Annotated in this window: 14 protein-coding genes; 11 read left to right on the top strand and 3 right to left on the bottom strand. The window is 40.2% G+C overall.

The features are described 5' to 3' along the window. Positions 1-26: 26 nt before the first annotated feature. A complete protein-coding gene (locus GMD1S_RS02085) occupies positions 27-989 on the bottom strand; it encodes an asparaginase (RefSeq protein WP_001124810.1) in 963 nt (320 codons plus the stop codon). Between the two features lie 65 nt (positions 990-1054). Here GMD1S_RS02085 and GMD1S_RS02080 point away from each other — a divergent pair, with 65 nt between their 5' ends. Further along, on the top strand, positions 1055-2446 hold the full coding sequence (locus tag GMD1S_RS02080) for a Cof-type HAD-IIB family hydrolase (protein ID WP_000453122.1): 1392 nt from the start codon (positions 1055-1057) through the stop codon (positions 2444-2446). Positions 2447-2942: 496 nt separating this feature from the next. Then, positions 2943-4919: a CAP domain-containing protein gene (locus GMD1S_RS02075; protein WP_008276932.1), complete on the top strand. Its 1977-nt coding sequence runs from the start codon at positions 2943-2945 to the stop codon at positions 4917-4919. Between the two features lie 122 nt (positions 4920-5041). On the opposite strand, the gene GMD1S_RS02070 is transcribed toward GMD1S_RS02075, so the two are convergent. Continuing rightward, the gene (locus GMD1S_RS02070) at positions 5042-5494 is read right to left on the bottom strand and encodes a universal stress protein (protein ID WP_000079161.1); all 453 of its coding nucleotides are present in this window, start codon (positions 5492-5494) and stop codon (positions 5042-5044) included. A gap of 166 nt (positions 5495-5660) precedes the next feature. Here GMD1S_RS02070 and GMD1S_RS02065 point away from each other — a divergent pair, with 166 nt between their 5' ends. The 3 genes from GMD1S_RS02065 (at position 5661) to rpmH (ending at position 7598) form a co-directional block, all read left to right on the top strand. Then, a complete protein-coding gene (locus GMD1S_RS02065; protein ID WP_000651410.1) occupies positions 5661-5960 on the top strand; it encodes a hypothetical protein in 300 nt (99 codons plus the stop codon). A gap of 144 nt (positions 5961-6104) precedes the next feature. Continuing rightward, entirely contained in the window at positions 6105-7319 is a 1215-nt protein-coding gene (locus tag GMD1S_RS02060; protein WP_000666454.1) for a pyridoxal phosphate-dependent aminotransferase, read from the top strand. 144 nt (positions 7320-7463) lie between these two features. Beyond that, a complete protein-coding gene (gene rpmH, locus GMD1S_RS02055; protein ID WP_000831905.1) occupies positions 7464-7598 on the top strand; it encodes a 50S ribosomal protein L34 in 135 nt (44 codons plus the stop codon). 181 nt (positions 7599-7779) lie between these two features. On the opposite strand, the gene GMD1S_RS02050 is transcribed toward rpmH, so the two are convergent. Next, positions 7780-9624 (bottom strand): APC family permease, encoded by a 1845-nt coding sequence (locus GMD1S_RS02050; RefSeq protein ID WP_000488836.1) that lies wholly within the window; start codon positions 9622-9624, stop codon positions 7780-7782. Positions 9625-9775: 151 nt separating this feature from the next. Between GMD1S_RS02050 and GMD1S_RS02045 the strand changes: the two genes are divergently transcribed. From GMD1S_RS02045 to rsmA, 6 genes are all read left to right on the top strand, one after another. Next, positions 9776-10546, top strand: coding sequence for a TatD family hydrolase (locus tag GMD1S_RS02045; RefSeq protein WP_000575627.1), 771 nt, complete (start codon positions 9776-9778; stop codon positions 10544-10546). 14 nt (positions 10547-10560) lie between these two features. Next, positions 10561-11913, top strand: a complete 1353-nt coding sequence (locus GMD1S_RS02040) for a PIN-like domain-containing protein (protein WP_000932025.1) — start codon at positions 10561-10563, stop codon at positions 11911-11913. Beyond that, positions 11892-12467: a ribonuclease M5 gene (gene rnmV / locus GMD1S_RS02035; protein WP_000491759.1), complete on the top strand. Its 576-nt coding sequence runs from the start codon at positions 11892-11894 to the stop codon at positions 12465-12467. The genes GMD1S_RS02040 and rnmV overlap by 22 nt, the downstream gene beginning before the upstream one ends. Positions 12468-12478: 11 nt before the next feature. Further along, a complete protein-coding gene (locus GMD1S_RS02030; protein ID WP_000755762.1) occupies positions 12479-13333 on the top strand; it encodes an SDR family NAD(P)-dependent oxidoreductase in 855 nt (284 codons plus the stop codon). Between the two features lie 193 nt (positions 13334-13526). Next, the gene (locus tag GMD1S_RS02025; protein ID WP_000702740.1) at positions 13527-13862 is read left to right on the top strand and encodes a hypothetical protein; all 336 of its coding nucleotides are present in this window, start codon (positions 13527-13529) and stop codon (positions 13860-13862) included. After that, positions 13859-14731 (top strand): 16S rRNA (adenine(1518)-N(6)/adenine(1519)-N(6))-dimethyltransferase RsmA, encoded by an 873-nt coding sequence (gene rsmA, locus GMD1S_RS02020; RefSeq protein ID WP_001216874.1) that lies wholly within the window; start codon positions 13859-13861, stop codon positions 14729-14731. The genes GMD1S_RS02025 and rsmA overlap by 4 nt, the downstream gene beginning before the upstream one ends. Position 14732: the final 1 nt, after the last annotated feature.

Here is a 14732-nt window from a genome sequence, read left to right as displayed (position 1 = left end):
CTATTTTTGCGTTCTAGAGAAGAGGTTTATCCTTCCATATAGTCTTTCAAAGCCTGTCCTTTTAATCTAGCATTAAGGGCAATTAATAATTTGAGGCGCGCTTTTTGAGCGTTGAGTTCTTTGACAAAGAAAACCCCTGCTCGTTGCAACTGCACTCCTCCGCCTTGGTAGGCGTAGACAGGTTCAGCAATACCATTAAAGCATCGTGAGACCAAGGCGACTGGGATTCCTTTTTGCAGGAGATTTTCCAACTTTTGAGCTGTTTCTTTGGGAACGTTGCCTGCTCCAAAGGCCTGAATGACTAAGCCATCCAGCTGTTCCAAGTCTAACATATCGATCAGCTCGTCTGTCATACCGGCATAGGCTGAGATGATGGGAACTAGACCTTGAATATGCTCGAGATCAAACCGGACACGAGGTTCAGCCGTTTTAAAGTAGAGGATTTCTTGCTTCATGATGAGGCCAAGTGGTCCATGTGTTGGAGTTTGAAAGGTGCTGACGTTGGTCGTATGAGTTTTGGTAACATACTTGGCTGCGTGGATCTCGTCGTTCATGACGACCAGCACACCCTTGTCGGCTGCTTTATCATCACTGGCAACTCGTAAAGCGCTCAGATAATTATAAACACCATCGCTACCAAGTTCGTTTGAACTACGCATGGCCCCTGTTAGAACGATGGGGATGGGCGGAATTTTCATGGTATCAAGGAAGTAGGCTGTTTCTTCTAAGGTATCTGTACCATGTGTGATGACAACTCCATCATAGTTATCAGCTTCCTCTTTAATCTTATGATAGAGTGCAAGCATATGCTTGGGTTTGATATGAGGGCTTGGCAGATTAAAAAAGTCTAGGGCATGAACCTCAATCCCTTCAAGCGGATTGGAAACATGGTTCATGGGATTTTCCTGGCTAGTTACAACGGCACCAGTGGCGTCTGCTTGCATGGAAATAGTCCCACCTGTATGTAAAACAAGGATTTTCTTAGGCATGATTTAGTCACTCTTTCTGAAATGTGGTATAATCATTGTAACACAAAAGGGGAGAATGGGACAGGATGGAAGTCAAGGCTGTTTTTTTTGATATCGATGGAACGCTAGTCAACGATCGCAAGAGTGTTTTGAAATCCACTAAGGACGCGATTAAGATTGTCAAAGAGCAAGGAGTGCTTGTTGGAGTAGCGACAGGACGAGGGCCGTTTTTTGTCAAGGAATTGATGGAAGACTTGGACCTAGACTTTGCGGTGACCTACAATGGCCAATACATTTTTAATAAAGAAAAGGTGCTCTTTGCAAGTCCGATTGCTAAGTCAAGCCTGCGTCAACTGATTGCTTACGCTAAAAAGGAGCGTAAAGAAATCGCTCTTGGAACCGAGCATGCCGTTGTTGGTTCGAAAATTATGTCATTTGGTCTCGGCTCCTTTTCCCAACTGGTTAGTCGTTTTATTCCGACTGTTCTGACAAGAACCGTTAGCCGTTCCTTTAATCGAATGGTCAGCAAGGCAGTTCCTCAAAAGGAAGACGACTTGCTTAACTTGATTAATCAACCCATTTATCAAGTTTTGATGCTGATGACGCCAGAAGAATCTGAGAAGGCAGCAAGTGATTTTGAAGATTTGAAATTAACTCGAAGCAATCCTTTTGCAGCAGATATCATCAACCAAGGAAATTCCAAACTAGAAGGCATTCGCCGAGTCGGGAAAGAATATGGCTTTGATCTCAACCAAGTCATGGCCTTTGGTGATTCAGACAACGATCTGGAAATGTTGGCGGGCGTTGGTATGTCGGTTGCTATGGGAAATGGCAGTAGCAGTGTCAAAGAAGTTGCCAAGCATATTACGGCAAGTAATCAACAAGATGGTATCCACAAGGCGCTCGAGCACTTTGGTGTTTTGGCTTCAGAAAAAGTGTTTGTCAGTCGAGACTACCACTTTAATAAGGTCAAAACCTTCCACCACATGATGGATGAACGAACTCAAGAAGAGCCACAGGCATGGGATGCTGAAGGTGCAACCCATCGCGCAGACTTTAAAATTGAAGAATTAGTAGAGTTTGTTCGCGCAGCAAGTTCTTCGGAGGAAGAATTCCAAAACTCCCTTGCAAGCATGCATGAGGCACTTGATAAGGCGGCAGAGAAAGTGGCGAAAAAGACGCCTGCTAAGCAAAATCTGGTCGGTCAAGTGGATGCTTTGATTGACACATTGTATTTCACATACGGCAGTTTTGTATTGATGGGAGTAGATCCAGAACGCATTTTTGATATTGTCCATGAAGCAAATATGGGGAAGGTTTTCCCTGATGGGAAAGCTCATTTTGACCCAGTTACACACAAGATTTTAAAACCAGATGACTGGGAAGAAAAATATGCTCCAGAACCTGCCATCCGACAGGAACTACAACGTCAGTTTAAAGCTTATGAGCGACATAAAGAAAGAAAAAATAAAAAATAAGAGAAAATTCTTTTCCCTGGATGAAAAATTCGGGGATTTTTTGAGCTGAAAAACCGAACAATTTTATATATATCACTAATTATTATTAGCATATTTATACTAGAAAAAGAAAAGAAAAAAATGAAAAGATAGTGAAAATAAAGCAACAGGAAATTACATTTCTTACAAAGAATAGTTAAAAAGCTAGATATATTACTGATATATCTAGCTTTTCTTTTAAAAAACATCAAAAAAAGACAAGTCAAATTATTTGATATTTGAAAGTTTATGTGTTAGAATAAATTCAGAAAGCGAATAAATATAAAATCCTCATGCTACTACAATATGCTCTTTTTTAAGACAGAAAGTCAACTTGTTTATTTCAGGCCTGTTAACAAGTTGATGTGAGGAGTTCACTCTAGCTTTGAGGTTTAGTTATAAAATTGTGCACAATTGCTTTCCAAATTTTTATTATTTTAATTTTCAAGTTTAAAAATTAAAGAATTAAGAGGTTGAAATGAAGAAAAAATATACCTATTTGACAGCTTCTGTTTTAACAGCTGTAACAATGCTTCCAACTTTTGCACCAAGTGAAGCTCACGCTGCTTACAATTGGAATGGAAATAATAGTTACTATACAAGAACTAGCCGCCGTTCAAGCAATCGTACTTCTAACCGTACTACTGCAAATCGTAGCCGCACATCAAATTATACTGTAAGAAGTTATGGCTACAACAGTTATTACCCAAGTTATAACTATGGCTACAATAGCTACTATCCAAGCTATAACTATGGATATGGTAGCTACTACCCAAGTTACAACTACGGTTACAATAATTGGAATAACTACTATGGCTATGGCAACAGTAGCAACTACTATGGTTATAACTATTGGAATAATTACAACAACCTTGCTAGCGATGAAAACTATATTTACTGGAATGGCAATCACTACTACCGTATGAACGATGGTAGCTACCGTATTTATCGTAACGGTCAGTGGAAACCTTTGACAAACAATAGTAACAACAACTCATCTACTAACAACTTGGAAAACGATCCGCACTATCGTTACGAAAATGGTTACCATTACTATGTATTGGACAATGGTGATTATTACTACTACCAAAATGGTAAGTGGGTATTGGTGAAAGATTCTGCTGATACAACACCAGCACAACCGGCAACACCTGCTGAACCAAAACCAGAACAACCAACAACTCCGGTTGAGCCAGCACAACCAAGTCAACCTGAAGTTCCTGCTCCAACACCAGCAGAACCAGAGACTCCAACACCAGCTCCTAGTGATAAACCTGAAGAGCCAACAACACCAGCTGAGCCAAAACCAGAACAACCAGCAACTCCAAGTGTTGACCTACCAGAAAACCCACCAATTAATGGTGCTGATAGTGAATTTGATCCATTCAAGCCATCAACAGAAACGCCAGCAGAACCAAAACCAGAAACACCAGCAACTCCAGCTATCCCAACAACACCAGGTTTGGTAACGACTGATGAACCAAGTGAAAACCAAATCCCTGATTATGTTGAAAAACCAGCTGAAGGATTGGAACACTTGGCTTGGGCACCAAATGGACACACTCCAAAATTGGTTTACCCACCAGGTAAACCAGGTGATGCAGTCCTCAAGAATGATAAAAACTACTACTTCGACGGTAGTGCACATTACTACTATGTACCATCTAACTCAGAGCGTACAGGTTACTCAGCATACTGGAAGTGGCTTGGAGGAAAATGGAAACTTCAAGGGATGACTGATCCAAACGATCCAGCTCGTGATCCAAAACTTCACGAAAACACTGCTGATGACGAGTACATGTACAGTGACAAGAACTCTAGCGTGAAACTTTACTCAACTAACTTGGTAACGACTGCTAAAGCAGGTCAAGCATTGCCATTCAAGAATGTTGAAGAGTTCAAAAACTATGTCATCGAAAAAATGAATCCTAAGTTCCTTGATAACTCTGGTTGGGATGCTAAAGTTGAGTGGGAAATCGAAGATCCAGAAATCTTTGAGAAGACGAAAGAAAACCCATACGCTAAGGACTATGTCTTGATTGCAAATCTCAAGAGTGGTGTCGAAGACAAGAAATACAGTGATGTAGAATTTGGCTATGTGAAGTTTGTTTACCGTGTTGAAGCAACAAACGATACAAACTATGACTATGTTTCAAAAGCGAAAGAAGCTTTCGCTAAAATCAATGAGACTCGTAAAGCTCAAGGATTGAAAGAATTGACTTGGTCTGAAGACATTTATCAAAATCAAGCACTTCCGAAAGTAAATGAAATTTCACGTCAATACGATAGCACAGGCTTTGTAGGACGTCGTGATGAAGATGCTGCTGTTGTCGTTAAGAAATGGGCAAACAGTGGTTTGAGAGACTTGCTTCTCGATCCGAATGTCACTGAAGGAGCTGTAGCAGCAGTAGTTGATGGAAACGGTGTATACTACTGGGCATACAGTTACAAATAATTCAATCCTTTGAGATTGACTACTTTCTAAATAAGATAGAGGCTTTAAACAATTGTTTAAAGCCTTTTTGTGACCCAATCAGGACAAACATAAAGGAGCCCAAGGCTCCCTTTTTTTAATGATTACAATGTTTTTTCTCTTTCTCTCACGACTAGCAAATCGACTTTTGCATGGCGAAGAATATACTCAGATGAAGAGCCAACTAAGAGGCGTTCAAAGGCATTGAGCCCTGTTGCACCAACGAGAATCAGGTCAACATTTTCTGCGTCTGGAATAGTACGGGCAAGGAGGGTTTTTGGATTTCCCATTTCGATGACGATGTGAATATCGGTCACACCAGCATCTCTTGCGCGCTTTTCGTACTCCTTCATCAGACTTTCAGCATCGACTTGGAGTTCTTCGTAAACTTCAGCATCAAAGGTAGACACGCTTTGAAGAGCGCGTGTGTCGATAACATGGGCAATGGTGAGCTTGGATTCGTTGCGTAGAGCAGTGTAAACACCTTTGACGAAAGCCAAGTCTGCTTCTTTTGAACCATCAATTGCGACCATAACATTTTGGTAACGTTGTGCCATAATGAAACCTCCTGAAATTTTCTTACTGTTATTGTAACCCTTTTCACTAAAGAAGTAAAGTAAAAATCATATTTCAATAAATATTATTGGAGATTCAATTTGGTGGAGATATGTTAAAATAAAAGAAAACGAGCTAGTAGGAAACACAGCGAGGGGATGAGAAAGTATGAAAGATTTTGTTCAAGCTTCTAAAAAAATAAGTTTTCTTTATCATGGAATTATCCTTGCGTCACTTGTAGGTGAAGTAGTGATGCTTTGGCAGCTGGAAAGAGTCATGCCCGTTCTCTATCCAGGTTTTGTTGGATTTCTTTTCTTTCACCTAGTCTACCACATCATTTTATTTGTGATTGCAAAGAGAAGTTGTCGCTTGGACTATTTGGTCACGTGGGGGCTCTTTCTCATGTTTAATCTTTTGTATGATTCTTTTATAGCGCTGATCTTTCTAGGTTTGTCTTTTGGTATGTGAGAAAATGCTTCTGTATTCTAGTTGTTTAGACGGTGAAAACCTAGTCGTTGTGAGTTTTTTTCTTTGCTTGCTCATTTCAGGAAACTTGTCGCAATCCCTTTCTAGTGGTATAATGTTACTATCTCGATGAATTGAGGAAACAAGATGAAAGAATATAACAAGTCTAGTAAGTTAGAGCACGTTGCCTATGATATCCGTGGCCCTGTTTTGGAAGAAGCTATGCGGATGCGAGCAAACGGAGAAAAGATTTTACGTCTGAATACAGGAAATCCAGCAGAATTTGGTTTTACAGCGCCAGATGAGGTCATTCATGACTTGATTATGAATGCGCGTGATAGTGAGGGGTATTCTGACTCCAAAGGGATCTTCTCGGCCCGCAAGGCCATCATGCAGTATTGCCAACTGAAGAAATTTCCCAATGTGGACATTGATGATATCTACCTTGGAAATGGTGTCAGTGAGCTGATTGTTATGTCCATGCAAGGGCTTTTGGATAATGGCGATGAGGTCTTGGTTCCTATGCCAGACTATCCTCTCTGGACAGCCGCGGTCAGCCTAGCTGGGGGAAATGCCGTTCACTATATCTGTGATGAAGCTGCAGAATGGTACCCTGATATTGACGATATCAAGTCAAAAATTACTTCCAACACTAAGGCAATCGTCCTTATCAATCCAAATAATCCAACTGGAGCCCTTTATCCTAAGGAACTCTTGTTGGAGATTATTGAGATTGCCCGTCAAAACGATTTGATCATCTTTGCGGATGAGATTTATGACCGCATGGTGATGGATGGGCATGTGCATACGCCTGTGGCGAGCTTGGCACCTGATGTTTTCTGTGTCAGCATGAATGGTTTGTCAAAATCTCACCGTATCGCTGGTTTCCGTGTAGGATGGATGGTCTTGTCTGGTCCTAAGCACCATGTCAAGGGCTATATCGAAGGTCTCAATATGCTGTCCAATATGCGTCTTTGCTCTAACGTTTTGGCCCAGCAAGTCGTACAAACTTCACTAGGTGGGCACCAGTCAGTGGATGAATTGCTCCTTCCTGGTGGACGGATTTACGAGCAAAGAAACTTCATTTACAATGCCATCCAAGATATTCCAGGTTTGTCTGCGGTCAAGCCAAAGGCGGGTCTTTATATCTTCCCTAAAATTGACCGAAATATGTACCGCATCGATGATGATGAACAGTTCGTTCTTGATTTTTTGAAGCAGGAAAAGGTTCTCTTGGTTCATGGTCGTGGTTTTAACTGGAAGGAACCAGACCATTTCCGTATCGTTTACCTTCCTCGTGTGGACGAATTAGCGCAAATCCAAGAAAAGATGACACGTTTCTTGAGTCAGTATCGTAGATAAGGCTTTCATAGGGAAAAGCAGGAAACATTTCCTTAGAGCTATTGACAAATAGGTAAGAATCAGATAGAATAGTAAAGTATGTTTAGTAACTGATCACTTTATAGCCGGCTAAACGAATACAAAATCTATGAGGAGGTATTCATCGTGAAACGTACTTATCAACCAAGTAAACTTCGTCGTGCGCGCAAACACGGATTCCGTAACCGTATGTCAACTAAAAACGGTCGTCGCGTATTGGCAGCTCGTCGTCGTAAAGGACGCAAAGTTTTGGCTGCATAATCCAAACAAATTCAGCAAAGAAGTCAGTAGGAACTCGAGTCTACTGGCTTTTCTTTTTATCCTACATAGTGAACTGTCCACGAAATCTTCAATTTCAAATGGAACTCGTGGAGGACTCTTTTAAAAGGTCATATACAAAAAACTCAAAACCAGATATAAGTTACTGATTTTGAGTTTTTGTTTATTCTTTTAAGTGATAAGAGTAGCTAGCGATAACGACGTCTTCATGCCATCTGAGAGCGTATTTTAGTTTGAGGCTCATTTGATTGTGTAGGATATTTTGCCAAGGCTTGTTAGGGATAAACTGTGGGACAAGGACTGTAACGGTGTAGTTTTTTTGCTTTGCTTCTTGGGCGATTCGTTTGACATACTTAACACTAGGGGTGATGATGTCGCGGTAGCTGGTATTGATATTCTTCAGAGTGATATTTGGGAAGTAATCGGCAAATTCCTGAAGGATTTCTTGGTCTTTTTCGGCCGTTTCTTTAGTGGAAATGTGCATAGCCAATACTTCGTCACCGATACTTTGAGCGTAGTTAATGGCTCCGACACTTACTCGAGTAACATTTCCTACTAGGACAAGGACAAGATTGCCGTCATAAGTGCGCTTTTCAATTCCTTCGTAGAGTCGCAGTTGTTTTGCCACTTTTTGGTAATGGCTGTGAATGGACAAAAAGAGGAAAGTTAAAACTAGGATAATTGGGAAGAATGGCCAGATATCACCCAGTCTGAAGAAGAGTAAAATGAGGACAATAGCATAACAAATGATGGCCCCAAGGATATTAGCAAAGGCAGGTTTTAAGAAGTTTGCTCCTTTTTCCTTTTTCCAATGACGAATCATCCCAGTCTGAGAAAGGGCAAAGGGAACGAAGACCCCGATAGTATAAAGAGGAATCAAGCGTTCAGTATTCCCGTTAAAAATGAGAAGAAGGATCATAGCTCCAAAAGCCAGAGTTAAGATACCGTTGGAGTAGCCAAGGCGATCCCCTTTTTCCATAAAGAGATGGGGCATGTACTTGTTTTTAGCCATATTGTATGCCAACATAGGGAAGGCTGAAAAGCCAGTATTTGCAGCTACAGCTAGAATCAAGGCTGTTGAGAACTGGAAGAGATAGTAGCTAGCATGACCAAAGAATGAATCACCAAGAATGCCCTTGGCCATTTGCGAAAGGATGGTTTCTCCATTTTGAGGAGTGATGCCCATCCAGTAGTTTAGGAAGGTGATGCCTGCAAAAAGGAATCCTAAAATCAAGGACATGATGGTCAAGGTCTGAGCAGCATTCTTTTCTTTCGGAGTTTTGAAAAATGGTACCGCATTTGAAATAGCCTCAACCCCTGTCAGAGAGGCAGAGCCACTGGTAAAGGCTCTCAATAGGAGAACGATGGAAAGGCTCGGAACGGTTTGTCCAATGGTTGAAGTTGCCTGGTAGTTTAGGGAACCAGTAAATAGTTGAAAGAACCCATAAAGCAAGAGAAAGACGGTACTGAAGATAAAGAGGTAGACGGGAATCATCAGAGAGCTGGCAGATTCTTTCAAACCTCTTAAATTCAAGAGCATGAGCAGGCAGACTAGGAAAATAGAGATATGAAGATTGTAGGGATGGAGGGCAGGGATAGCTGCTGTAATAGCATCAGCTCCAGACGCAACGGATACGGCTACTGTCAGCATATAGTCAACAAGGAGGCTGCCCCCTGCAATCAAGCCTAGTTCAGGAGAGAGATTTTCCCGAGTGACCATATAAGCCCCCCCACCTTGAGGATAGGCGTGAATAATTTGACGATAGGAAACGGTCAAACTAGCGAGGAGTAAGAGGACAAAAATACCGATAGGGAGGCTCCACCAAATAGCGAGAGGAGAGAGACTGACTAATACGAGAATGACTTGTTCAGGTCCATAGGCAATAGAAGACAGGGCATCACTGGATAACATTGCAAGTGCCTGCATTTTTCCAAGTAATCCCCCTTCACCGTCTGTGAGGGACTTGAGTGGTCGACCGATAAAGGTATATTTTAATTTTCTAAACATTTTCTTTTCCTTTGATGAAAATTTCAATAAGTGTTATTATACTGCTTTGAAAAAATGCAGTCAAGGGAGAATGATTGGTATTAGAATATTTTTACAAGCCGAGGGATGCTATTTTTGGTATAATAGATGGAAGAAAATGAGGTTAGAAAAGATGATTTTTGATACGCACACACATTTAAATGTAGAAGAATTTGCAGGACGTGAGGCAGAAGAAATCGCCTTGGCTGCTGAGATGGGTGTGACACAGATGAATATTGTTGGTTTTGATACACCGACCATTGAGCGAGCCCTGGAGTTGGCAGATGAGTATGAGCAACTCTACGCAACTATTGGTTGGCATCCGACGGAAGCAGGGACTTACACAGATGAGGTCGAAGCTTACTTGCTTGAAAAACTAAAACATCCCAAGGTTGTTGCCTTGGGGGAGATTGGTCTGGACTACCATTGGATGACAGCACTTAAGGAAGTACAGGAGCAGGTTTTTCGTCGTCAGATTCAGCTGTCTAAGGATTTGAACTTGCCTTTTGTGGTCCACACTCGTGATGCGCTTGAAGATACTTATGAGATTATCAGGAGCGAGGGCGTTGGTCCTCGTGGTGGAATTATGCATTCATTTTCAGGCTCTCTCAAGTGGGCTGAGAAGTTTGTCGAGCTTGGTATGACCATTTCTTTCTCAGGAGTAGTGACTTTTAAGAAAGCAACGGATATCCAAGAGGCTGCTAGGGAGCTTCCTTTGGACAAGATTTTGGTAGAGACGGATGCGCCCTACCTAGCTCCTGTTCCTAAACGTGGCCGTGAGAACAAAACAGCCTACACACGCTATGTGGTGGACTTTATCGCCGACTTGCGTGGGATGACGACCGAGGAATTAGCAGTTATAACGACTGCAAATGCAGAGCGTATTTTTAAAATAAAGTATTAAGACAAGGAGATGGAATGTTAAATATTATTAAAGAATATAATAAAGATTTTACTACGGAAATGATAAAAGAATCATTTTTTGTAATTGATAATAATTGTTTGCTATTTCCACTGAAAGACTATGTTCTAGGAGAGAAAATAGTAGATTCATTCGATAAAATAAAAAAAGATGTATATATCCCATATGTAACACAAATTGAATATCTAGAAAATGAATTGAATATAATTAATGCAAGGAATGAAAAAGTAGAAAAGGCGAGGGAGATAATTAAAAATATTGAAAACTCGAATAAGTTGTTAGAGACAAGTATTAAAAATATTGTAAATAATAATCTTTTCAGTGATATAAATAAGTATAAAAAAGTTGACGACATGAAAACTATGTATAATCAAATTTCAAAATTTAAAGAGGATTACTTTGAAAGAATCAATAAATATACAGAAGAGTTGAAGGTTATAAATAATAAACTAATAGATGAAAAAAATAAGCTATTAAAAAAAGTTGATTGGAAAATATCAACTACGAGTGTCGATGAAATAAAGAGAGTAATTGAGAAATTCCTAGATGAGGTAAAGCTAGGATCAGACTACACTGATAATACTTTAAGTAGATATATAGAGAGGATAGATGCACGTTATAAGTTAAAAATATCTCCGGGATATGAAGATATTGTTGAGAAATCTAAAGAGACAATTTTTTTAGGTGGGAAATCAGTACCTAGATTTTATTCAGATGCTATTTTTTGGTTAGATGCGCTAGATTATATTAAGTGTAATCCAAATGTAGTTAAAGATAAGAAATATTTGATTGTTATTTCAAATGAAGGTAAACCAGATTGGGTTTTAGAGGGGAATAAAACAAAAATAAATTTGGATATGTATTCTGAATGTTGTCGAGAAACAGGTTTGATTGTTAAAAAAATAGATATTTGGACACTTTTAAAAGCAACTGGAGTAGCGGATGGAAGTTCAATTGAAACTTCTCGAAAAAATTATGATAATGAGAAATATGATTTTAGTTTATATGGACAAAATTATGTTGGAATAACACAGCAAGCTAAAATGATGGGAATTGTTTTTGAAAAAATTATTTCAAAAATTGATGGCTCGGATATCAGTATCCCGTGTGTCTTACCATTTGAAGATTCACTTAAAGAGATTAATACTACATTTGATAGATATATCATTGTAACAGATAAACTTGGAAAAGAATTTATAGTAGGAACATCTTTGAATTTTACTCAAAAACTTAGATATATTTTTGATTTGTTGGATGGAAGAGTTGAGAAAAGCGCTGGGCAATTAAGATTTATAGATAGTGAAGTCCAGAGTGATTGGGAAAAGATATGTTCTCAAAGAAAAAAATAAAATTGTCCCAAGTCATCGTGGTCGAAGGTCGCGATGATACGGCCAATCTCAAACGTTACTTTGATGTAGAGACCTATGAAACACGAGGTTCCGCAATAAATGACCAGGATATAGAACGCATTCAGCGCCTGCATGAATTGCATGGAGTCATTGTCTTTACAGATCCAGATTTTAATGGGGAACGGATTCGACGCATGATTATGACGGCCATTCCAACAGTGCAGCATGCTTTTCTCAAGCGAGATGAGGCTGTTCCCAAATCTAAGTCCAAGGGACGTTCTCTGGGAATCGAACATGCTAGCTATGAGGACCTGAAAACAGCGCTGGTTCAGGTGACAGAGCAATTTGAAAACGAGAACGAGTTTGACATCAGTCGTGGTGATTTGATTCGCCTAGGTTTCCTAGCGGGAGCAGACAGTCGTAGGCGCAGAGAGTATCTAGGCGAACAGCTTCGCATCGGCTATTCCAACGGCAAGCAACTCCTCAAGCGGTTGGAGTTATTTGGGGTAACCTTGGCAGAAGTGGAAGAAGTGATGGCTAAGTATTCAGACTAACGGAGTCAGGAATGAAAAAAGTAATTATTACGGGTGGCAATAGTGGTATTGGCTACCAGTCTGCTAAACAGTTGGCTGAAAAGGGCTGGTCGGTAACTCTCTTTTGTAGACGGAAAGAAGCTGCCGAGCAAGCTTGTGAGGAAATTCGTCAGCAGACAGGAAATCCATATGTAGATTATATCTTGGTTGATCTATCTAATATGAAGAGTGTCAGGAAAGCGGTAGAGAAGTATATCCAAAAAGAAGAGACTTTAGATATTTTAATTAACAATGCAGCTGACTTTGATTTGTCAGTCAAAAAGCCCATCCTGACTAAGGATGGTTTAGAAAAGCAATTTGCGACCAATGTTGTCGCCCCTTTCTTGCTGTCTATCTTGTTGAAAGGTTTGTTGGAAAAGTCTGAGACTGGTCGGATTATTAATATTTCTTCCCAAGGGCTGATGCTTTATCCTTTCATGAAGCTTGATTTTGAAAATTTAGCTGGTCAAAAACATTATAGCCCTGCCAAGACCTATTATCAGAATAAACTGGCCTTGTTGATGCTGTCGCTTTATATGCGGAAATGGTGGAAAGGTATCAAAATTCAGGCAATCCGTGTGACCAATGTCAGAGTTGATATGCGCCGCTATGATCACCTCAGCGCTTTTATGAAAAATCTTTATAAAATTAAGTCAAAATTTTCGATTAGTCCTGAAGAAATGGCCAAAGTCTACACAGCCTTATCTACAGAAGATGACCATGACGGTTTTCTGTATGACGAGAAATGCAGGGAAGTAAAAGCAAATAGAACTGCTTACGAAGAAGAGGGGCAAGCAAAACTCTATTCCTTACTTGAACAACTGACATTTTCAAGAGACAATCTATAAAGAATTAGAAAAATAAATTTTACGCTTACTTCAATAGTGGAAAGAAATTTAGATATCAAAATCTGTTTGGAGAGTTCTGAAAAGTGATAACAATAACCAGATAACCCGAAAATATAAGGGGAATGTGTTACAATAGAGGTACTTAGATTTATTTTGATAGCGTTAAAATAGAAACTTATAAGGACAGAACGAAATGAAAATCCGAGTTGACAGAGATTCTGTGTGTATTGGGGATGATGTATTGCCCCATGAGACAGAATTCGAGATTTCTGAAGATATGACGGTGAAAGAATTTTTTGACTTTCTAGAAAAGGAACGTTATTTGCCGTCTGTTCAAGGAAATAATGTGGCCTGGGAACTCCGTAATCGAAATGGGGAACACGGTGTTTATTTCACCAAAACACGAGAGATTATCCATCCAGATGCGGTCTTAAAAGAGATGTTGGAAGGAATTACTGAGACTCCCTTATTTGTTTTGCTCTATCATTATACCCCGGAAGCATACTATATTAGAAAAGAGAATAAATGAGAATTGCAGATTATAGCGTGACCAAGGCAGTACTGGAGCGTCACGGTTTTACCTTTAAAAAGTCCTTCGGGCAAAATTTCCTGACGGATACCAATATCCTTCAAAAAATCGTGGATACAGCTGAAATTGATGATCAGGTTAATGTTATCGAAATCGGGCCAGGGATTGGTGCCTTGACAGAATTTTTGGCTGAGCGTGCAGCTCAAGTCATGGCATTTGAAATCGACCACCGTTTGGTACCGATTTTAGCAGATACCCTGCGTGATTTTGACAATGTGACAGTAGTCAACGAGGACATTCTCAAAGTGGATTTGGCGCAGCATATCCAGAGTTTCAAAAATCCAGACCTACCAATCAAGGTAGTAGCCAACTTGCCCTACTATATTACGACGCCTATTCTCATGCACTTGATTGAAAGTGGCATTCCTTTTAGTGAGTTTGTCGTTATGATGCAAAAAGAAGTGGCGGATCGTATCTCCGCACAGCCAAATACTAAGGCTTACGGTAGCTTGTCGATTGCGGTGCAGTATTATATGACAGCTAAGGTTGCCTTCATCGTGCCTCGTACGGTCTTTGTGCCAGCGCCAAACGTAGACTCAGCTATCCTGAAAATGGTGCGTCGTCCAGAGCCTGCTGTAGCAGTAAAAGATGAACAATTTTTCTTTAAAGTTTCCAAGGCTAGTTTCACTCATCGTCGCAAGACCTTGTGGAATAACTTAACAGGCTACTTTGGCAAGACTGATGAAGTCAAGGAAAAGTTGACCAAGGCTTTGGATCAGGCAGGCTTGTCTCCATCTGTGCGTGGGGAAGCACTTAGCTTGGAAGAATTTGCCAGTCTGGCAGATGCGCTTAAAGGACAAGGGCTCTAAG

Source organism: Streptococcus sp. GMD1S (genome assembly GCF_000296875.1).
Lineage (GTDB): Bacteria > Bacillota > Bacilli > Lactobacillales > Streptococcaceae > Streptococcus.
The sequence above is the reverse complement of the archived record's forward strand: the minus strand, read 5'-3'. Positions and strand labels throughout refer to the sequence as shown.

Bases quoted from the DNA above. Each gene is read 5' to 3' on its own strand.
- GMD1S_RS02070 (WP_000079161.1), bottom strand. From the start codon at position 5,494: ATGGCACAACGTTACCAAAATGTTATGGTCGCAATTGATGGTTCAAAA.
- rnmV (WP_000491759.1), top strand. From the start codon at position 11,892: ATGTTCTCAAAGAAAAAAATAAAATTGTCCCAAGTCATCGTGGTCGAA.
- GMD1S_RS02065 (WP_000651410.1), top strand. From the start codon at position 5,661: ATGAAAGATTTTGTTCAAGCTTCTAAAAAAATAAGTTTTCTTTATCAT.
- GMD1S_RS02080 (WP_000453122.1), top strand. From the start codon at position 1,055: ATGGAAGTCAAGGCTGTTTTTTTTGATATCGATGGAACGCTAGTCAAC.
- GMD1S_RS02025 (WP_000702740.1), top strand. From the start codon at position 13,527: ATGAAAATCCGAGTTGACAGAGATTCTGTGTGTATTGGGGATGATGTA.
- GMD1S_RS02060 (WP_000666454.1), top strand. From the start codon at position 6,105: ATGAAAGAATATAACAAGTCTAGTAAGTTAGAGCACGTTGCCTATGAT.
- GMD1S_RS02085 (WP_001124810.1), bottom strand. From the start codon at position 989: ATGCCTAAGAAAATCCTTGTTTTACATACAGGTGGGACTATTTCCATG.
- GMD1S_RS02075 (WP_008276932.1), top strand. From the start codon at position 2,943: ATGAAGAAAAAATATACCTATTTGACAGCTTCTGTTTTAACAGCTGTA.
- GMD1S_RS02040 (WP_000932025.1), top strand. From the start codon at position 10,561: ATGTTAAATATTATTAAAGAATATAATAAAGATTTTACTACGGAAATG.
- GMD1S_RS02030 (WP_000755762.1), top strand. From the start codon at position 12,479: ATGAAAAAAGTAATTATTACGGGTGGCAATAGTGGTATTGGCTACCAG.
- GMD1S_RS02050 (WP_000488836.1), bottom strand. From the start codon at position 9,624: ATGTTTAGAAAATTAAAATATACCTTTATCGGTCGACCACTCAAGTCC.
- GMD1S_RS02045 (WP_000575627.1), top strand. From the start codon at position 9,776: ATGATTTTTGATACGCACACACATTTAAATGTAGAAGAATTTGCAGGA.
- rsmA (WP_001216874.1), top strand. From the start codon at position 13,859: ATGAGAATTGCAGATTATAGCGTGACCAAGGCAGTACTGGAGCGTCAC.